Source organism: Parasedimentitalea marina (genome assembly GCF_004006175.1).
GTDB classification, from domain to species: domain Bacteria; phylum Pseudomonadota; class Alphaproteobacteria; order Rhodobacterales; family Rhodobacteraceae; genus Parasedimentitalea; species Parasedimentitalea marina.
The window spans coordinates 3286129-3305413 of record NZ_CP033219.1 but is presented as its reverse complement, the minus strand read 5'-3'; the positions used below and the strand labels follow the sequence as shown (position 1 = coordinate 3305413).

Annotated in this window: 21 protein-coding genes and 1 pseudogene; 10 read left to right on the top strand and 12 right to left on the bottom strand. The window is 54.8% G+C overall.

Annotation, left to right across the window (positions count from 1 at the left end; translation table 11 throughout):
• The first annotated feature begins 177 nt into the window (after positions 1-177).
• Positions 178-660, top strand: a complete 483-nt coding sequence (locus tag EBB79_RS15935; RefSeq protein ID WP_127749814.1) for a hypothetical protein — start codon at positions 178-180, stop codon at positions 658-660.
• Positions 661-824: 164 nt separating this feature from the next.
• Here EBB79_RS15935 and lepB read toward each other — a convergent pair whose 3' ends face one another.
• On the bottom strand, positions 825-1532 hold the full coding sequence (lepB, locus tag EBB79_RS15930; RefSeq protein WP_238705091.1) for a signal peptidase I: 708 nt from the start codon (positions 1530-1532) through the stop codon (positions 825-827).
• 72 nt (positions 1533-1604) lie between these two features.
• A pseudogene (locus tag EBB79_RS24905) lies at positions 1605-1850 on the bottom strand (DUF805 domain-containing protein); the annotation flags it as partial.
• A 415-nt stretch (positions 1851-2265) separates the two neighbouring features.
• Here EBB79_RS24905 and EBB79_RS15925 point away from each other — a divergent pair.
• The 4 genes from EBB79_RS15925 to EBB79_RS15910 all read left to right on the top strand — a co-directional run bounded on the left by EBB79_RS15925 (position 2266) and on the right by EBB79_RS15910 (position 4784).
• Entirely contained in the window at positions 2266-2496 is a 231-nt protein-coding gene (locus tag EBB79_RS15925; protein ID WP_127749812.1) for a hypothetical protein, read from the top strand.
• A gap of 193 nt (positions 2497-2689) precedes the next feature.
• The gene (locus EBB79_RS15920; RefSeq protein ID WP_127749811.1) at positions 2690-3052 is read left to right on the top strand and encodes a hypothetical protein; all 363 of its coding nucleotides are present in this window, start codon (positions 2690-2692) and stop codon (positions 3050-3052) included.
• A gap of 34 nt (positions 3053-3086) precedes the next feature.
• A complete protein-coding gene (locus tag EBB79_RS15915; protein ID WP_127749810.1) occupies positions 3087-3935 on the top strand; it encodes a DMT family transporter in 849 nt (282 codons plus the stop codon).
• Between the two features lie 42 nt (positions 3936-3977).
• Positions 3978-4784 (top strand): esterase/lipase family protein, encoded by an 807-nt coding sequence (locus EBB79_RS15910; RefSeq protein ID WP_127749809.1) that lies wholly within the window; start codon positions 3978-3980, stop codon positions 4782-4784.
• Between the two features lie 112 nt (positions 4785-4896).
• Here EBB79_RS15910 and EBB79_RS15905 read toward each other — a convergent pair whose 3' ends face one another.
• A complete protein-coding gene (locus EBB79_RS15905) occupies positions 4897-5973 on the bottom strand; it encodes a 5-(carboxyamino)imidazole ribonucleotide synthase (protein WP_127749808.1) in 1077 nt (358 codons plus the stop codon).
• Positions 5966-6454: a 5-(carboxyamino)imidazole ribonucleotide mutase gene (gene purE / locus EBB79_RS15900; protein ID WP_127749807.1), complete on the bottom strand. Its 489-nt coding sequence runs from the start codon at positions 6452-6454 to the stop codon at positions 5966-5968. Before purE ends, EBB79_RS15905 begins: the two co-directional genes overlap by 8 nt.
• Before the next feature lie 482 nt (positions 6455-6936).
• Here purE and EBB79_RS15895 point away from each other — a divergent pair, with 482 nt between their 5' ends.
• Positions 6937-7851, top strand: coding sequence for a hypothetical protein (locus EBB79_RS15895; protein WP_127749806.1), 915 nt, complete (start codon positions 6937-6939; stop codon positions 7849-7851).
• A 65-nt stretch (positions 7852-7916) separates the two neighbouring features.
• Here the strand turns inward: EBB79_RS15895 and EBB79_RS15890 are convergent, their stop codons facing one another.
• Positions 7917-8141: a YdcH family protein gene (locus EBB79_RS15890; RefSeq protein WP_127749805.1), complete on the bottom strand. Its 225-nt coding sequence runs from the start codon at positions 8139-8141 to the stop codon at positions 7917-7919.
• Positions 8142-8317: 176 nt separating this feature from the next.
• Here EBB79_RS15890 and EBB79_RS15885 point away from each other — a divergent pair, with 176 nt between their 5' ends.
• The 3 genes from EBB79_RS15885 to EBB79_RS15875 all read left to right on the top strand — a co-directional run bounded on the left by EBB79_RS15885 (position 8318) and on the right by EBB79_RS15875 (position 9976).
• Positions 8318-8734: an Hsp20 family protein gene (locus EBB79_RS15885; RefSeq protein WP_127749804.1), complete on the top strand. Its 417-nt coding sequence runs from the start codon at positions 8318-8320 to the stop codon at positions 8732-8734.
• Positions 8734-8958, top strand: a complete 225-nt coding sequence (locus EBB79_RS15880) for a DUF1150 family protein (RefSeq protein WP_127751034.1) — start codon at positions 8734-8736, stop codon at positions 8956-8958. The genes EBB79_RS15885 and EBB79_RS15880 overlap by 1 nt, the downstream gene beginning before the upstream one ends.
• Before the next feature lie 133 nt (positions 8959-9091).
• On the top strand, positions 9092-9976 hold the full coding sequence (locus tag EBB79_RS15875; protein WP_127749803.1) for a PhzF family phenazine biosynthesis protein: 885 nt from the start codon (positions 9092-9094) through the stop codon (positions 9974-9976).
• 4 nt (positions 9977-9980) lie between these two features.
• On the opposite strand, the gene EBB79_RS15870 is transcribed toward EBB79_RS15875, so the two are convergent.
• The 5 genes from EBB79_RS15870 to trxB form a co-directional block, all read right to left on the bottom strand.
• Complete coding sequence (locus tag EBB79_RS15870; RefSeq protein ID WP_238704928.1) at positions 9981-10871, bottom strand: glycosyltransferase family 10 domain-containing protein; 891 nt, start codon at positions 10869-10871, stop codon at positions 9981-9983.
• 36 nt (positions 10872-10907) lie between these two features.
• The gene (locus EBB79_RS15865) at positions 10908-12029 is read right to left on the bottom strand and encodes a glycosyltransferase family 10 domain-containing protein (RefSeq protein WP_127749801.1); all 1122 of its coding nucleotides are present in this window, start codon (positions 12027-12029) and stop codon (positions 10908-10910) included.
• Positions 12030-12163: 134 nt separating this feature from the next.
• Complete coding sequence (locus tag EBB79_RS15860; RefSeq protein ID WP_127749800.1) at positions 12164-13879, bottom strand: bifunctional sulfate adenylyltransferase/adenylylsulfate kinase; 1716 nt, start codon at positions 13877-13879, stop codon at positions 12164-12166.
• A 189-nt stretch (positions 13880-14068) separates the two neighbouring features.
• Positions 14069-15781, bottom strand: a complete 1713-nt coding sequence (locus tag EBB79_RS15855) for an adenylate/guanylate cyclase domain-containing protein (RefSeq protein WP_127749799.1) — start codon at positions 15779-15781, stop codon at positions 14069-14071.
• A gap of 196 nt (positions 15782-15977) precedes the next feature.
• Complete coding sequence (trxB, locus tag EBB79_RS15850; RefSeq protein WP_127749798.1) at positions 15978-16922, bottom strand: thioredoxin-disulfide reductase; 945 nt, start codon at positions 16920-16922, stop codon at positions 15978-15980.
• A gap of 226 nt (positions 16923-17148) precedes the next feature.
• Here trxB and EBB79_RS15845 point away from each other — a divergent pair, with 226 nt between their 5' ends.
• Positions 17149-17649 carry an Lrp/AsnC family transcriptional regulator gene (locus EBB79_RS15845; protein ID WP_127749797.1) on the top strand — a complete coding sequence of 167 codons (501 nt, stop codon included), beginning with the start codon at positions 17149-17151 and terminating at the stop codon, positions 17647-17649.
• 31 nt (positions 17650-17680) lie between these two features.
• Here the strand turns inward: EBB79_RS15845 and EBB79_RS15840 are convergent, their stop codons facing one another.
• Together EBB79_RS15840 and EBB79_RS15835 are read right to left on the bottom strand one after the other, a co-directional pair.
• Positions 17681-18814 carry a M56 family metallopeptidase gene (locus EBB79_RS15840; RefSeq protein ID WP_127749796.1) on the bottom strand — a complete coding sequence of 378 codons (1134 nt, stop codon included), beginning with the start codon at positions 18812-18814 and terminating at the stop codon, positions 17681-17683.
• Positions 18804-19199, bottom strand: a complete 396-nt coding sequence (locus EBB79_RS15835; RefSeq protein ID WP_127749795.1) for a BlaI/MecI/CopY family transcriptional regulator — start codon at positions 19197-19199, stop codon at positions 18804-18806. Before EBB79_RS15835 ends, EBB79_RS15840 begins: the two co-directional genes overlap by 11 nt.
• Positions 19200-19285 lie beyond the last annotated feature (86 nt).

The window sequence follows — 19285 nt, the reverse complement described above, 5'->3', positions numbered from 1 at the left end:
ACAGGCGACCTTCCTTTGGGAAGGTCTGCCGAAAGGGAAAGTCACGCCATCCTACCGGATGAATTTGAGGTCGCCTTCGGGCGGCCTCTTTTTTGTTGAATGTCTTGTTGAGTTGTATTCTGATGCTTCAAACTTGGAATAATCTCTGTCCAAAAACAAAAAATGAATTTTAAGCACATGATTACTCACGAAGAAAAATTGGCCATAGCGACTTCTCCACTCAATTTCAGGGAACTTCGCTCGGTAATTGACAATGAAACTGCCGAAACTCAGCAAGAAACAACTGATTTGCGGATCTTGCTAGCTGCTGATCTCATTTGCGACGCTGCTTTGGAAGTTTCTGCCCTAAATCCTGACATTCCAAATATTTCAAAGGTGGTTGAACTTGATTCCAATACATCATTGGATCTTGCGAAAACAGCAGTTTGTATCTGCCTGCAAAAAGCCTTTGTCGAAGGGAAAGTGACCCAAGATGAGTTGGATGCTTTGTTACTCAAAGGTTCGGTTGCTGGGGCCATTTTCAAAGCACTAGAAGACGGAACTAAGCCAGAGGATCTAGCTGGCGCTTCGATTAGGATTGTACCTGTTCGTTTCTCTGGATTCGTGAAAGTTCAGCAAAAGCCAAAAGGCTTCTTGAAGCGCCTGTTTGGCGGAAGTTAGCTGCTACCTATGGACATCGAACCTATATCAAGCCTGTAGCTAAAGGGTCGCATATGGATGCCGCAATTTTAGACACCTTTAGGACGGCCGAAATCGAAGGGCGCAAGAAAGAGGCCCGCGACTTGACGTCAAATTTGTTGCCCGCCGCTGATTACCCAACCGGCTTAGTCCACCCACATGAAAAAGCGATCTTTTCGCCAGGTCCAGAACTGAGCCAACGAGCTCCCAGCTGACGAAAACAAGACCAGATCCACACGCCCAACTAAGTTTGCTTTGGGCACAAACCCGATCCCACCAGCCGGTTGCGGAATGCGGCTATCAGTGGAATTGTCACGGTTGTCCCCCATGACAAAATAGTGGTTTTCGGGGACGCGGAAGAGACCTGTATGGTCGACCCTTTGATTGGTGATATCTAAGATTCGGTGCTGTGACCCGTCCGGCAGGGTTTCAATGAACTGAGACTTAAGGCAGACCGCGCCACGACCTACTGAGCCATTTGCGCAGCGGGGAAAGTGGGACAATGGCCTTTGACGGATCATGGGTTCTTCAAATTCTCCGGCATTTTCTATTCCAACAGCAGTGCCGTTGATATGCAAGTGACCATTTTGCACTTGGACGGTATCTCCGGGCAAGCCGATCAGGCGCTTTATGAACTCCATGTTATTGGTGGGGTGCCGGAAAATGACCACATCGCCACGTTGTAGTGAATCGGCCTCGTTGATCAATGAGACTATGATAAAATCGCCAACGAGCAACGTTGGCTTCATGCTTCCAAACGGAATCCAATAAGGGGCCCAGAAAGCGCGGCTTAGTCCAAGCGCAATAACGGCGATAAGCAGAGATTGACCAATGAGATGGATAGGTTTTTTGATCCACCGGCTTGCTTGATGCGGTTTTGATCTTATGGAGCCAAGCCAAAGTGCTGCAAGGGCTGAGACGAAGGGGACCAAGAATAGTAGGCTCCACGTTCCGCTGCGGCCCATGTCGTGTAGCCGCCTGACGAGGACTGACCAGATCAACAGTTGAAGCACAGCCAATGTCGTTACGAAGGCCCAGGCCTCAGCTTGGCCCTGGGATCTTAAATAGAGACATCCCAGTGCAATTGAAAAATAGAGGCATAACGCGATCCAATAGGTACGCCGATAAACGACGCCACTCCAGTCAAATGGATTTACTAAATCTCTGATCATCGTCTGTCCTGAAATTGCTTGTTTAAATGGTCGGCTCTGTTCTTAGTCTTAGATGGTTTTGACTGTGAAGCCAGCCATGTGGAGTGGCAGTTGCTATTGTGCAACGCTTGCCGGGTCAAAATATCCGCACTCTATGGTTGTGTGTCGTCGTGTGCTATCAGCATCCCTGTGTTTAACCCATAGCCACAGGAGGCGTTTCATGACCAATTTCGTTATAAGTTACCGCCTCAGATCTGTTGGCAATTGGATAGCGATGGCTGCCCAGCGGACCTGCTGATCCTGCCTCGGCGGAACACGTCTCTTCATATCTGAAGTCTAAATGGGTCTGACCAGCGGCAGTGCGCCGTCTGTTTAAGGTCCAGTCTTTTCCCAACCAACCCAAGGAGTCCTCCGTTTTATGCGGAGGTTGCAAATCATGACACGACTTGAACCTACAAACCCGTTTGCCGACCTGAATACGGCGCTCACCCAAATCACCTCGGACTTTGGTAAGTGGCGGGTGCTGAGCGCCTTGCTGCGCCATTTGTTCGTCCGCAAAACCCCGGTCGCAATGCTGTCGCCGCCGCTGAATGCTCATATGCGCAAGGATATCGGCCTTCCGCCGATACGGGACCGCTCCCCGTTGGACATACCGCCTTGGTTTTGAGTCATGAGGCCGCCTGAAAAAGCGGCCTCAATTTGCGTCAACTGCGGCGGCCAGGCAGCGTGGGGTCTGCGTAACCAGCCGGAAATAAGATCGACAGACTGGAAACTGACCGCGATATTTTGCGGTCATTTTGCGTTTTGGGGTCTCTGCCGTAAACTGGAGTGGTGTGAATTGGAAATCGATGGGGGGAACGATGAAGGTATCAAGTATTCTAGCCGGTGTCATAGCAGTGCTGGCGCTCAGCGGGCCGGCGTTCGCAGACAGCCTGAAATGGACAATTCGGAGTGAACATCCCAATATCGTGAGCCTGGAATTCTACAGTCAGGATTACAATCGCGCCTGGCCTGGTGATGGCCAGGTTTACCTATTGAAGGACTACGACTCACACTCGTACAATTTGGAATGCAGTAGTGGAGAGAAAATCTGTTATGGCGCTTGGGTGCGTGGGGAATCTGAAAGTTATTGGGGCGTCGGAATGAATGATGTCAGCGGATGCACAGATTGCTGTTATACCTGCGGTCAAGGCGATACAGGATTGCGTATTCTGGACAACTAGGTCGGGTCGAACCGACCAATAATGAGGGTCGGGTATGCGGCTGATTATTTTGACTGTGGTGGTCATGCTGGCGTTTGCTGGCAATTCAATACTGAACCGATTGGCCGTTGGATCAGGTGAAATCGATGCGATGGGCTTTGCGCAGATCCGGCTGGCTGCCGGGATGGTCACGTTGTTGGCACTGTGTCGATGGCGCCAGCAAGACCTTTCTCAACCTGTCCGGGCTAGTCTGGTCGGTGGCGGTTCATTGGCGCTGTATATGATCGGGTTTTCGTTGGCGTATCGTAATCTGGACGCCGGGTTAGGTGCTTTGATCCTGTTTGGCGTTGTGCAGATTACCATGTTCGGCTGGGGTGCGCTGCGTGGGTCTGTGGTGGCGCCGGGACAGGTTCTGGGGGCTTTGCTGGCCTTTGCGGGGCTGACCTATGTACTTTGGCCCACTGGGTCAGTTCAGGTGCCTTTGATCGGAGCGGCCTGCATGGTCGCCGCAGGTCTGGGCTGGGCGATATACAGTTTGCTGGGGCGACAGGTGCAATCGCCCTTGGCAGCAACGACAATGAACTTCATGTGGGCGACGGTCATGGTGTTGCCACTGACCTGGGTGCTGTCCGAACCAGTTGCGATATCAATGTCAGGGGCAGGGCTGGCGATTGTATCCGGGGCTGTAACCTCAGGGTTGGGATATGCCTTGTGGTACCGGGTATTGCCGCAACTGCAACCGGCTGTCGCGGCTACGGTTCAGTTGAGCGTTCCGGTGATTGCCATACTGGCCGGGGTGATCGGCCTGGGAGAGAGCCTGTCGCTGCAACTGCTCATCGGGACGCTGGCCGTGCTGGGCGGGATCGCGCTGGTCATCACCTTGTCGCCAAGGAAAGCGCGCTGATAAAGGCTTTCACGGCGTCCTTTTTGGGCTTATCTGCATATCATGAGAAACTGTAAATCGTGCCTTCTGGCTATCGCCTTGGTTCTGCTGCCACTGTCTCCGGCCCGCGCCGACAGTGGTGAATGTGTGATCCTGCTACATGGGCTGGCCCGCACCGAAACGTCGTTTGCAGTGATGGAGCAGGTCTTCAAAGCACGGGACTACAAGGTGGTGGTGCCAGGCTACCCATCGACAGATCTGCCGATCCCGGAGCTGGCGGATCTGACGTTGCCGAAAGCGGTGGCAGAATGTGGCGACAGGCCGGTCAATTTTGTTACCCATTCAATGGGCGGCATTTTGTTGCGCTATTGGCTGCAGGACAACCGGCCCAGGCAGTTGGGCCGCACGGTTATGCTTGGCCCACCCAACCACGGCAGTGAACTGGTGGACGAGTTGGGCGATTGGGAAGTGTTTGGCCTGCTGAACGGTCCGGCGGGCATGCAGCTGGGTACGGGTCCTGACGGGGTGCCTGAGCGCTTGCCGGCGGTGGATTTTCCCTTGGGTGTGATTGCAGGCAATCGCAGCATCAGCCCGGTTTTTTCCAATCTGATTGACGGCCCGGATGATGGCAAGGTCTCGGTCAAATCCACCATGATCGAGGGCATGGTTGGCCATCTGACGCTACCTGTCACTCATACTTTTATGATGAACAACTCAAAGGTCATCGTGCAGACGCTGCATTTTATCGAATTCGGGAGCTTCAACGAAACGATGAGTTGGATTGGCTCGGTTCATGCCATCATCGAGGAGGTCTGCGATGGGTTGGGCTGTGGTAATGACGAGACCGGAGACGAGACTGAGACACGCTGACCTGGCTTCCTGCATTGGCCAAACCATCCTGCTGGTGTGAGATCAAACATCTGTGGTGCCACATGAAAACACCCGCCGAAGGGCGGGTGTTGAAGGGGCAGGCAACCGAGGCTTATGCCTTGTTGCGAACGATCCGGTTTACGTGGCCCATCTTACGGCCAGGTTTGGTGTCAGCTTTGCCATATAGATGAATGGCGCAATCGACCTCTTTTGCCAGATCCGGCAGGCGATCCATGTCGGCGCCGATCAGATTTTCCATCACCACATCACTGTGACGTTGACCATCGCCCAGCGGCCAGCCGACGACAGCCCGGATGTGCTGTTCAAATTGATCCACGCTGCAGCCGTTCTGGGTCCAATGACCGGAGTTGTGAACCCGTGGCGCAATCTCATTCACCACAAGGCCCTGAGGCGTGACAAACAGCTCGACCCCTAAGACGCCAACATAGTCCAGCTCGGTCAGGATACGTGCCGCCAGTAGGACCGCATCCATGCGCTGAGAGGCGGAGAGTTTGGCTGGAACGGTTGTGGTGGCCAGAATGCCGTCAGTGTGGACGTTCTCACCGGGATCATAGCAGGCGACATCGCCCTGCAATCCGCGCGCAGCAATGACTGATACCTCGTGGCTGAAGCTGATGAAACCTTCAAGCAGAGCAGGGGCTCCGGCCATGTCAGCTAATGCCTGTGGGGCATCATCAGGGGTCTTGATCCGTGCCTGTCCCTTGCCGTCATAGCCAAAGCGGCGGGTTTTCAGGATCGCCGGGGCGCCGATATCCGCCAGTGCTGCGTTTAGACTGGCCTGATCGGTGATATCGGCAAAGGGTGCTGTGGTCAGGCCGAGACCTTGCAGAAAATTCTTCTCGGTCAGCCGGTCTTGACTGATCCGCAGGGCCTCGCGGCCGGGGCGGATTGGAAGCTGGCTTTCCAGAATATCCAGCGCGGCGGTTGGAATGTTCTCAAACTCATAAGTGATCACATCAACCGAGGCCGCAAAGGCCGTCAACGCCTCGGCGTCGTCATAGCCTGCCGTGGTCACACGGTCGGCCACCTGACCAGCGGGCGGATTGGCGCCGGGTTCATAGATATGGGTGACAAAGCCCAGGCGAGAGGCAGCAACCGACAGCATCCGGCCCAACTGGCCACCGCCAAGAATGCCGATGGTGGCACCGGGTTTCAGGGCATCAGTCATCTACTGGCTCCTCAGGGATCGAGGCCGACAGGGCGGCGCGCCAGGCATCGAGCCGTTCGGCCAGAGCTGTGTCTTGCAATGCGAGGATGCCAGCGGCCATCAAGGCGCCATTGGCCGCGCCAGCAGCACCGATTGCCATTGTGGCAACGGGGAATCCCTTGGGCATCTGAACGATGGAATACAGTGAATCAACTCCGGACAGAGCACGGGTTTGAACCGGAATGCCGACCACTGGAACGCGGGTCTTGGAGGCCACCATGCCTGGCAAATGCGCAGCACCGCCAGCGCCGGCGATGATAACCTGCAAGCCACGGTCAGCGGCAGACTTGCCATAGCTCCACAGCCTGTCGGGTGTGCGATGAGCCGAGACTATCTTGGCCTCATAAGCAATGCCCAGCTCATCCAGAATATTGGCGGCTTCTTTCATGGTGGGCCAGTCCGACTGGCTGCCCATGATGATACCCACTTTGATGTCGGCCATATTTTGCCCTGTCCCTTGTTTTACTGCAGAGCGCGGGATGCCTCTGCCGGGGTGAAAGAGAAGCGGGCACTATAGGGAAAACGGGGCCTGAGGCAATGCGGCATTGGCGGTGCGCGGCAGTATTCTATCTCAGAGGCTCCCGCCCGTCGTTTGGGCATGAAACATGCCCGTCCTCCCGTTGGGCATGGCACCGCGCCAGTGCGCGGCGCGGGTGGTGTCTGGTCGCAACCGCAGCGCGCACTGGCGCGCTGCCTGGCCCAACTCTGCGGATCCTGCGGCGTAGCCGTGGGGGCCAAGGAGGCGGGAGTTCTTGTTTTACCAATTGAACAGTGCCACCAATTTTGCAGTGTTCAACTTGGTGAAACTTTAGGTGGCTTTGGATAACTCAGGTAAAACTGTATCTGGGCAATAATCAGGATTAGAATTTTACGTGGAACGTGACGGCTAAGGATTGAGTGGCCAGTGGTCGGTATAGGGTATTTATGACAAAATATTATGAACTTACAGGCGAGCCTAGCATAGACAGCCAGCTTCAGGGCGCGCTTAGCGCCTTGAAAATGGGCCAAATATTGTCTTGGATTGCCGTGCTCAGCATCCTATTGGCGGGTGTTTGGGGCACCCATTTGGTTTATGCTAGCAATCCGGAAGAGTTAGGACTCTCATTCTTGCCACTGATTGGAGCATTTATTGGAGCAGCTTCTGTCAGTGGTTTTCTTCGTAAAACGTTCTCTGCTTCACTATTACCGACAGTGGCCAAGGCGGTGGGGTTTGAATACAGCCGTACCTTTCATGGGGTGCAGGACTTGCTGGACACCGGGCTGCTTCCCTCGGGTCGCGTTGCGCGATCTGAGGATAGTTTAAAAAGTGACTTTGGCCGTGTCTCTGTGAGCAGTCGCGATATCCACATCACAACAGGCGGAAAGAGCCCCAAAACCCTTTTTGCTGGCTTGGTTATTTTACTGAAGCATCCGGAAAACAGGAATAGTCTGGTAGTAACAACGGAGGAGCGGACGCGCAGTGAACATTTTCGCAGGCCATTGGTTGGCACCAGAAATTTCATAGAGACAGCCCGAAAGAAATGTCCCAAAGGCGAAGAATTTCGTGCATTTTCCAGCAAGAGAGAAAAGGCCAATGATCACGGTTTTGAGCCCTATCTGGAGAATATCCTTAGACTAAATGCCGAGTTGCCCAATTGCCGGTTGTTTTCGCTGGTAAGGTCCTGGGATGAAACCCATGTCGCGTTGTCTTGCGATGGAAATCCGATGGAGCTGGGTGGGTTATTTGTAACCCGGTCAAAATTGCAACAGCAGGTGTCAGAGGCTGTATCCAATATGCAATTGGTGCTTCAGGCCGTGCAAGTTGTGCTGGAGGCAGAAGCAGCTGAAAAGCTGGGGTAAGGGACAGCTTCACTCTCACCCATGCCGTGCGGATCAAAGGAATAATGAAGAGACCTGTCCCGACCTCAGGCAAGTATATCTGGCAACAGGCGATCTTCGATTTGGGCGATGATATCCTTAAGCCACAGCTTTTGCTTTTTCAGACGGCGGAGCGTTAGCTGATCGCCGGTGCCCTTGTCTTGCAGGGCGTGAATAGCCTCATCCAAGTCACGGTGCTGGCGGCGGAACACTTCGAGTTCCACCTTCAGCACATCATCGGTTTTCATAGAAATATCAGTAGGGGCGTTCATTGGTGACTCGGAAAGTGAAGAAAGTCGTCGCCGTAGGGTACGCGTTTACGTTCTTTTCGCCTAGTCCCTGTACGCCTTGCACTTGTTAAAATGTTAGTTTCTTCCCATATTCACAGTGCAGGCTGCCACAATGGGGTTTGCGCTTACCGTCGCTTACGCTTTGAAGGACGAATTACGTGTCAAAACTCACTCTGGGCTCTTACCCACATATGCTGGGGTTCGAGCAGCTGGAACGTCTGCTAGAGCGTTCGGCCAAATCGGGTAACGAGGGTTATCCCCCCTATAACATCGAACAAACGTCGGATTTCTCCTACCGGATTACTTTGGCTGTGGCCGGGTTTGCGGAAAAGGATCTGGCCATTACCATCGAGGATCGACAGCTGGTGATCCGCGGACGGCAAGGTGAAGACAGCGAAGGACGGGTATTTTTGCACCGCGGCATTGCCGCGCGTCAGTTTCAGCGCATGTTTGTATTGGCAGACGGTGTCGAAGTTGGAGATGCTATTATGGAAAACGGTTTGCTTCACGTAGACCTAACCCGCTCGCGCCCGGAAACCGTGGTTCAGACCATCAATATCAGAAAGAGTGAATGATGCAGGTAGCAAGTGAACACAACGGTCCTGAACCGCGCGCGGCCTATGTGAAAACCGTGGATGTCGCGGATCTTCCGGAAGAGGTGCAAAAGGGGGCCAAGGGGCGAACTCACCTATATGCGCTGCACGACGCCGAGGGAGAGCAACTGGCATTGGTTGCTGACCGCCGTATGGCTTTCGTCCTGGCGCGTCAGAATGACTATGCGCCTGTGCCTGTCCACTGACCTGACTGGGGGGCTGGATATACCGTACTGACCGTGTCACAGATACGACCAACGAGAACGCGACGACAGGTGATATGCTGTTGGTTGATTTTCTGAAATCATGGGTTTTGGTCGGCGGTGAAAGGGTACGCAAATGAGCAGATTTGATTTCGACTGGGTAGATGCGTTTTCGGACCGGGCATTTGGTGGCAATGGCTGCGCGGTGGTGCATGGTGGCGCTGATTTGCCCGAGGCGGTTTGCACAGCATATGTCCGCGAGACCTCGCTGGTGGAGTGCACGTTTACTGGTCCATCGGATGTGGCGGACATACAGGTGCGCTATTTTTTGGCCAGCCGTGAAATCCCCTTTGCAGGTCACCCAACTATTGCCACAGTTGCCGCGATGCGCGATCGCGGATTGATTGACGGTACGCAGTTGGTTTTGGAAACCGGCGCTGGGCTGGTTCAAGTCACATTGGATGGCGATCTGATTGAGATGACCCAGATAGCCCCAGAGTTTGGCCCAACCGTTGACCCTGCATTGGTAGCGGCAGCAGTGTCGTTGCCTGTGGACGCAATTGTCGGGCAGCCGCAAAAAGTGTCCACCGGGCTGCCATTCTGCATCACGGTACTAAAGGATCACACCGCCCTGACTGCAGCGCAGCTTGACCTAAAGGCACTGGCAAAAGTCGGGCAAGTGCTTGGGGCTAACGGGATTGACATGATGGAACCGTTTTTGGTGGTGCTACAGGGAGCAACGCCTGTCGGGGACACTTATGCACGGTTGTTGCTGGCGCCACCCAGCCCACCCGAAGATCCGTTCACCGGCTCGGCCACAGGGGCCATGGGTGCTTATCTGTGGCGGCACGGGATGATGAACAAGGACACCTTCATCGCCGAGCAGGGGCATGGCATGGGGCGCCCGGGCCAGGCCCAGGTAACCCGCGTCGGCCCGGCAGAGGCGATGACCGGTATCCGGGTTGCAGGTAAAGGATTTGTCCTGATGCGTGGCACGGTAGATTTGCCTGAGGTCCCGTAAGGCTTTAGGCATCGCTCGCCAGAAGAGCCCGCGCTGCGCGGCCTTCGAGATCACCCCAATGGGCAGCTTTATCCCGGATCGCCTGCAATGCGGGTAATTTTGACTGGTAAAGCTGCTCTGAGGCATTCTCAACGGCGTGGCGAATGTCATTTTCATCTTTGCAAATGATCATACCCGACGTGTCGAAAAAACGGTCGATGTTAGGGCAACCCAGATAGATTGGCACACAACCACACAGAATGGTGTCGATCAGCTTTTCGGTGAAGTAGTTGGTTTCGTTTGAGTTTTCGATCACCACTGAAAAACGATAAGGCGCTAGCCCTTCGTGTTTGTTCTCAAAGGGGTGGTATCCGCCGCCCAGTGCGACCAGATCCATTTCGTTGGCACGTGCCCAATCGACAATATTATGACGGACGAGATGGCCTGGTTGCGATCGTTTCGCCGAGGCAATCAGCGATGTCATGCGGGATTTAGTTAGGTCCAGACTGTCCACGTTGTCTACCCAGGTGCTGCCAAATGGGAAAAACACACCATTAGGAATATGTGCAATAAGGTCATCTTCGACGGCTGCAAGGACTTTGTGAAACCGCCAGTGAAACCGAAGGAGCTTTTGGATGTGGCGTTCTTGGACAATGCGTGGCTCCAGGACCATCACAGACACCTTCGCGCGGGTGCCGAAGCTGGGCCGAAAGTACGACGTGCTGCGGGGGGGCAATAACAAGTGATCCTTGCGGCCCAAATCTTTGAGTTGTTTGCCTAGTAGTCGTTCAGGTTGCCCCAAGGGCCAGTGTAATTTGTCCAGCGGGTACAGATGCGGGACGAACCCGAGTTTCGCTGCAGGTGCCAGAATTCCAACAGTCGGGTTGTCCTGGGGCATGCCTCGTTTCGCTTTCAACATTAGATCCTTTGCACCGGCGAATGTGCCGCTCCTTTAACGGGAATCTTCCAATTGCGCCAGCTTTTGTGCCCGCCGGTCGGTGCGGCGCTTTTCCAGCCAGCGCCGCAGCGCTACGGTTTTCAGTTCGGCCTTGGGGTCAAACATCATGATGGTGTTTCTAAAAGCCCATTCTGGTAGGCTGCCGCGGCAACCTTTTTCTGGCAGTAAAGAGCGCTCGGACCAGATGTGACGGCGCTTCTGTGGCTGAGCGGGCAATGGGATTTGGGCAGCCGCGGTGGCCAACTCGCCAATCAGAGCAATCAGGTTATGCTGTTCAAGAACCCGTTGCCGGGCTTCAGTGATCGCGGGCATTGCATTTTGCCAACGTCCGTTTTGGATGTCGCGGATCATGCGATCGGCTTCTTGCTCGGGTTGCGCCAGATCAAGATACTCAAAACTTTGACGTGGAAAATAGTCTTCGACGTTGTCACAACCGGCGTAGAACGGGAAAGCCCAGCATAGCCACGGGTCCACCAGTTTTTCGGTCCATGAATGCGGCCCGTCACCGTTTTCAATTGCCAAATGATAGCGGCAGGGCAGCATTGCGTCTGCTTTGTCATCAATGGATTGGAAACCACGTCCGTATATCTCCAGATGGTCCGGGATTTTTTCGATCAGCGTCTCAACAAACCGCATCCGTTTGCGGTGATAGTCAGTGTGAACCTTGGTCGAGGTCACAATCGAGATTTTGTTTGATTTCTTTGGTACTTCAAGCGCTGAAAACCAATCATGGTCACGCATTGGGGGTGCATCTTCTGAATTAGAAAAATTGATGCCAGCAAACCAGTACCAACAGGTACTGCGGTGCCATTTTTCCGTGCCCAGTGGCTTAGGCGTTGTTGTCAGCACAATTCCGAATTGATCAAGGAAGCGGCGACTATAGGGGTGAATGACGTCCGGTTCTGCAGCGACAAACACGGTGCGCCCTTTGGGTAAGGTTGTTTCCAACGAATAAGAGGCGCGGTTGAACACAATCAACACGTCAATGTCGTCGGGAATATCTAGCCCAAACGTCAACGTGACATCACCCACCACAGGTGTTTGGCCCGGTGACTGCTTGAGAAACATTCTCTCCGGCACATCGGTAAAGACATGGGTTTTAATAGGATTGTGCATGGGCGACCGTGTTTGGCTAACAATGCGCTATTTTACACAGGAACTTAAAATGGAAAACCTGAATAAATGATACCGCCAAAAAGAAAAGCGACAGGTTACCCCGCCGCTTTTCTGTGATGCTATATGTGTCTAGTTCAGCCTGCGATCAGACCCATGCTTTCCAGTTTCAGCAAAACCTGATGGGCACAGTTGTCAACTTCGAGGTTTTCTGTTTCCACTGACAGTTCCGGGTTCGATGGAACGTCGTAAGGATCGGAAATACCGGTGAATTCTTTGATCTTGCCCTCGCGGGCCAGCTTGTACAGTCCCTTGCGGTCGCGGCGTTCACATTCTTCGATAGAAGTCGCAACATGGACTTCGACAAAGGCGCCAAAGTCTTCGACGTCTTCGCGAACTGCCCGGCGGGTGGTGGCATAAGGCGCGATGGGTGCACAGATGGCAATGCCGCCGTTTTTGGTGATCTCGGACGCAACATAGCCGATGCGACGGATGTTCAGATCGCGGTGCTCTTTCGAGAAGCCCAGTTCCGAGCTGAGGTTCTTACGCACGATATCCCCGTCCAGCAGCGTCACCGGACGGCCACCCATTTCCATCAGCTTGACCATCAACGCGTTGGCGATGGTGGATTTGCCCGAGCCAGAGAAACCAGTGAAGAACACGGTAAAGCCCTGCTTGGAGCGTGGTGGCTTGGTGCGGCGCAGTTCTTTGACCACTTCAGGGAACGAGAACCACTCGGGGATCTCAAGACCTTCAGCCAGACGGCGGCGCAGCTCGGTGCCCGAGATGTTCAGGACGGTGACATTGTCACGATCTTCGATTTCATCATTGGGTTCGTACTGAGCGCGTTCCTGCACATAGACCATGTGCTTGAAGTCGACCATTTCACAGCCAATTTCGGACTGGAATTCGCGGTACAGATCCTGCGCATCATAGGGGCCGTAAAAATCTTCACCGGCTGAATTTTTGCCGGGTCCAGCGTGGTCGCGGCCAACGATAAAGTGGGTGCAACCGTGGTTGGCGCGGATCAACCCGTGCCAGACGGCTTCACGCGGGCCAGCCATACGCATGGCCAGGTTCAGCAGGCTCATGGTGGTGGTGGACGCCGGGTATTTGTCCAGAACCGCCTCGTAGCAGCGCACGCGGGTAAAGTGATCCACGTCACCCGGTTTGGTCATGCCAACAATGGGGTGGATCAGCAGGTTGGCCTGGGCCTCTTTGGCGGCGCGGAAGGTCAACTCCTGGTGGGCACGGTGCAGCGGGTTGCGGGTTTGGAACGCAACAATTTTGCGCCAGCCCAGTTTGCGGAAATAAGCACGCAACTCGTTTGGTGTGTCCCGGCGAGCGCGGAAATCATAATGCACTGGCTGTTGGATACCTGTGATCGGGCCACCGAGGTAAATCTTGCCAGCCTGGTTGTGCAGATAGTTGACGGCAGGGTGGGCATCGTCGTCAGCGCCAAAGACCTTCTCGGCCTCCAGGGCTTTGTTCGGCTCCCAGTTGTCAGTGACGGTCATAGTCGCCAGAATAACGCCTTCCTGATCTCGAAGAGCGATGTCTTCACCTGGCTCAAGCGAGGCGGCGAAGTCTTCCGAAACGTCCAGGGTGATGGGCATTGGCCAAAGCTGACCGTCTGCCAGACGCATGTTATTGACAACACCATTGTAGTCTTCCTCGGACAGGAAGCCTTTCAAAGGGTTGAAACCGCCATTCATCAGCAGTTCCAGGTCGCAGATCTGGCGTGGCGACAGGTCGTGGCTTTTAAGATTTCCCGCTTCAATCTTTAATTTCTGGGCAGAGTCGTAGGAAACATAAAGTTCTGGAACTGGCGCCAGATTACTAATCATTGTCATGTGAAATCTCTCATCACTTGCAAAAGAAGACGTCCTGCATAGGACTGGTTGGTTTTCTGGGGCGAAATACCCCGGAGGGGTTAGGGAAGTCTAGCGTATGCGCTGAAAAAGGACGAAATGTGCCGATTTGGCGTCAGGAGGGACTGTTTCCGGGCTGACTTGAAGCGGGAGGAAATATTTTCGCGGTTTCTATAGGTGTGAGGGCTGACTTGAAAGCGGGTCAGGCGAATCCGGATGCGGCGATAGCAGCATTTCCAGCACAGATGCATGCGGGACGGGGAGCGCGCTCACTGGTTGGTCTACGCCACGCAACTCAAAGACTTGGAATTTAGCCTCATGAGCCGCAAAACTGGCCATTTGCACCACACGCTCGGATATCAGAAGCTCAACGCCAAGTTCCTTGGTCTTGGCCTCAAGACGGCTGGCGGTGTTTACAGTGGCTCCAATAAGCGTGCGCGGCGCATTATCTGTGGTGCCGATTTCACCTAGCACGACCGTTCCGGTGTGCAGCCCCATTCCAATACGCACCGGGTCGTCCCCTTCGGATGCCAACAGCCTGTTAAACCGCGCCAGGGCTACGCCGATGTTGCCGACGGCCGTGATACCCGCTTGAGACGAGGCCTCGGGGCTGTCCATTTCGAACAGGGCCAGTAACCCGTCGCCCATATATTTATCTACTTTGCCGCCAACGCGGGTGATCTCGGGCACGATGGCGTCAAAGAACCGGTTCAGCAGGAACACAACATCATAGGGCAACAGATCGGCAGAGCGGGAGGTGAAACCACGGATATCCAAAAACAGCACCGCGATGGTCTTCTCTTCGCCTTGTGCGGAATGGACTTGGCGGCGTCCTTTGGGCCGGTAAACGCGTTTCACAGTAAGGGCTGAAGTCGGATAGATCTGGCAGGCCAGCCGGACGTTTCCCGGCGCTTTAACTGCCAACAAGGAACGCGCCTCGGTAGGGCTGGGGGCGGGCAGGCTGTCGCTTCCGTCGGTGATCGTTATCCGGCAGGTTGTGCAGCGCCCTTTACCACCGCAGAGCGATGTATGTGGTACCCCGTTGACTTGAGAAATCTCCAGCAGAGTCAAACCGCGCTCTACGGTTAATTCTGGGCCATCTTCATAACGGATTCGAACCGACTGCCGTTTTCGGACAAGCTGGCGCAAATAATAGGTGCTGATGGCTGCCCCTAATAGGCCGAAGAAGACCCAGAGGCTCACCTCGTACACTCTATAAAGATGGGCGAACTCGGTTAGGTCAGGCCAGTTGAAATCCTCTTGGATCGCCTCTGCATTGCCCGGAACGATATAGATCGCCCACATCCTGCGGCCCTCGGTGATCAGGCCTGCCAACGCCAATGTGGGCACCATGACAGCAAAGCCGATCAAATAGGGAACAAGAGGCCGCCACCAGGTGGTGATCCGCAGCCACATATGCAAGCCAATGCAGCCATGCACCCAGACCACCAGCAGCAGCAGATATTGGTGCCAGATTTCCGGAGAGTTCCACATCAACAAAATGACCGAAGACATTTTGTCCTCGACGTTGAAAACGCCATCAGCGTAGCTTGTAAAAACAACATGCTGGATCAACTGTAACGGGATCGCGAGGCCAAAGAACAGCTGAACGGCCTGAGCAACGGTCATGCGTAGGGTGCGGCGGCTGGCGACCTGCCAAAGGGCTAGACCTCCATGCACCAACAGCGCGGAAAACAGGATGATTTGACCGGGAGGATGGCCTGTGAATAGCTTGCGGACTTCTTGCACCTGGGCCATGAACTCGGGCGAAACAAGACCGGCCGCTATGTTCAGAAAGTGAAAAAAAGCAAAGATAAGCAGGAAAACCCCGCTTATGGTCCTGCTGCGCTGAACCAGATTACCCTGCCAGATTGCTTGCGCCAATGGGTCTATCTCTTCGGTTGGTCTGGATCAGGGTGCTGGATGCCACTGTTCAGGTCAAGACTAATCCCCAATACCTGCGCCAAAGTCCAAGTTGGAAGAGCGAGCTTTGTTGTTTCTGGTGTGTATGCTGACCGGAAAAATCTCCGGTCAGCATAGCAATCTTTCACGTCTCAATGTCACACGTGGTGTGGCGACATCAGTCGTCTTGTTCAGACAGGAACCGTTCGGCATCAAGCGCGGCCATGCAGCCCATACCGGCCGAGGTCACGGCTTGGCGATAGACGTGGTCGGTCAAATCACCAGCGGCAAACACGCCAGGAACGCTGGTTTCGGTTGTGCCCGGTTTGGTCACCACATACCCACCCGCGTGGGTGTCCAGAGAATCCTTGACCAATTCGCTGGCGGGGGCGTGGCCGATGGCAACAAAGACGCCTTTGCATGGGATCTCGGTCAGTTCGCCGGTTTGAACGTTTTCGGTAATGACGCCTTCGACGCCCAGTGGGCTTTCGGTGCCAACGACCTCTTTCAGGGTGTTGAACCACAGCGGTACGATCTTGTCGTTCTTCATCAGGCGGTCGATCAGGATTTTCTCGGCGCGCAATTCGTCGCGGCGGTGGATCAATGTGACCTTCGAGGCGAACTTGGTCAGGAACAGCGCCTCTTCGACGGCTGTGTTGCCGCCGCCGATGACGACGATTTCCTGGCCCCGGTAAAAGAACCCGTCACAGGTGGCGCAGGCTGAGACACCAAAGCCTTTGAATTTTTCTTCGCTGTCCAGCCCCAGCCATTTGGCCCGTGCACCGGTAGCCAGAATGACCGCATCAGCCGAATAGACCGTGCCGCTGTCCCCTTTGGCAGTGAAGGGACGTTTGGAGGTGTCCAGCTCGGTGATGATGTCGCCAATGATCTCGCAGCCCATCGCCTGTGCATGGTCCTGCATTTTGACCATAAGGTCGGGGCCCTGCACTTCGGTAAAGCCGGGATAGTTTTCTACGTCCGTGGTGGTGGTCAGCTGTCCGCCGGGCTCGATGCCCTGGACCAGGATTGGCTCTAGCATGGCGCGGCTGGCATAAACGCCTGCGGTGTATCCCGCAGGTCCCGAGCCAATGATCAGAACCTTGGTGTGGCGCGTGTCAGTCATCGATGTATCCCCAAATATGGTAGCAACGCGGTCAGCCCGCTGATTGGCATCTCATATAGCCGCCCTGCGGTATGTCTTAAACCCCCGGAAAGGGGTGGATTGGCCAAACTGGGGTGACAGTTGGGTGATGTCGTTGTTCGGCAAATATAATTGCGCTAACACGAAATATAATTGCGCGCTCTGGCCATGGTGATATAAGAAATGAAATTTTCACGGAGAGCTGAACATGGTCACAACACGCCTGGACCCGATTGATCGCAAGATACTTTCGGAGTTGCAAGCCGATGGGCGCATGACCAATGTAGAGCTGGCCAAACGTGTGGGCATTTCTGCGCCACCCTGTCTGCGTCGGGTGCGGACGTTAGAAGAGGCAGGCTATATCCGTGGCTACCATGCCGAGGTCAACGCCCGTGAACTGGGTTTCGAGGTGCAGGTCTTTGCCATGGTGGGGCTGGAAAGTCAGGCTGAGGTTGAGTTGAGCGCCTTTGAAGCGAAATGTCGCAGCTGGCCGCTGGTGCGTGAGTGCCACATGCTGAACGGCGAGGTGGACTTCATCTTGAAATGCGTCGCCCCAGATCTGAGCACGTTTCAAAGCTTTCTGACAGGCGGGCTACTGACCACACCAAATGTGGCCTCGGTCAAAACGTCGCTGGTGATCCGCGGCGCCAAAGATGAGCCCGGTGTACCATTTGAGGTGCTCGAAGAGCGTTTGGCCAAAGAGGCCTGATTCAGGCCACCGCTGCACCGTTTTAGACCCGTTATTCCAAAGTGATCTGAATGGGGCTATGCGCTGTACCCAGGCCGGCAGTATTGCGGCTTGCCATGCGTTCAAGGTTGACGATGGTCGACAGCATCAACCTGTCATGACTCCAGTCGCTGGGGCGTTGCATCAGCAGGGTGGAAATCATGACTGCGCCGACCAGCAGGCCAGACAGCAGCGCCCAGCTGATAGTATAGTCGGGCTGATCTTTTTTGGCCGTCACTGCCAGAATGCGCTGTTCCAGTGTGGCGCTGCGTCTGGTCTCGCGACGATCAACCAAGGCGACAGCTGGACTGCGGCGGCTAAAGAACACACGGTCCTTTGCTGCCATGGCGCAGGCGCGAATCAGGCATTCGCAATAGGCGCGGGCATCAAAGTGAGGTCGCGCCATCAGGGCCTGATCGCAGGCGTATTCGCGCAAAGTGCGGACTTCGCTGCGCCACAGAAAATAGGCCGGGTTCCAGAATAGCAGCGGACGCAGAGTTTCCAGCAGAAATTCGCACTCGATGTCGCGTTGGCGGAAATGTTGCAATTCATGGGCAATGGTCAGCCGCAGGTCACGCGTGTCGAGAAGCAATGCCGAGGGCAATACCACATAAAGCCGGAACAGACTGCGGGTGGAATAGGCGACGGTGGCGGTGTCGCTGATCAGCAGCTCCACAGGTCCGATCCTCTTCCATAAGAAGGCATCGCGCAGGCAGCTGCGCAGGCGCAGGACAGAGGTGATCACATGCAACGTGCAAAGTGCAGCGCCAAGGGAAAACAGCAGCACCAATGCGTGGGCCCAACCCGCCTGTTGCGTTATCAGGTTACGCACCAGATCTTCGCGTAGACCTATGATGGTTTCAAAATGGGTGGCGCTGAGGCTGACGTTTCCTTGTAGAAATTGTGACACCAGCATATCCGAGATGTTCGGTGGATGTGGAAAGACCCAGGTGGTGAACCCCAGCGCCAGCAGGGGCGCGGTCACCAGCAACACAGTCAGACGGTTGAGAAGCTTTAGCTGCGGCAAGAATGCCTTGCCCAATCCGTGGCGAGTCAATAGTCGTCGCAATCCCAGCCAGATAACTGCGCCAACCAGCAGCAACAGGTTCAGGTCGATATAAGCGTTTAACAGAGCCTCAGCTTGCATTGTCCCCCAGCCTTTCATTCAACAGTGCCCGCATTTCCACGAGCATTTCGTCGGTCACCTCTTCATCCTCGACCAGTCGCGCCACCAGCGCGGCAGGGGTATCGTTGAAGAGTTTGCTCGAAAGGTTTTTGAGAGTGGTTTTTTGATAGTCTGCCTTGGGCACTACGGGGCGATAGACCAATGAGCGATCTATGCGCTCGCTAGTCAGAAACCCTTTTTGCTCCATTATCTTGAGCACGGTTGCAACCGAGGTATAGGCCCGCTCCTGCAGCTTGTTCAGCTCGGCCGATAGGTCACGCACAGTGCCGCCACCAGTTGCCCAGACCACGGTCATGAATTCTAGTTCAACCTCGGTCAGAAGCGAGTTGTCCTGCTTTTTTCGCATGGGATCTGGTGTCCGGTCCGTTTTTTGTCGTTTCGCCATCTTAGGCAAAGGGCGCGTTTTTGAAAACTAATTTCTTAGATGATGCG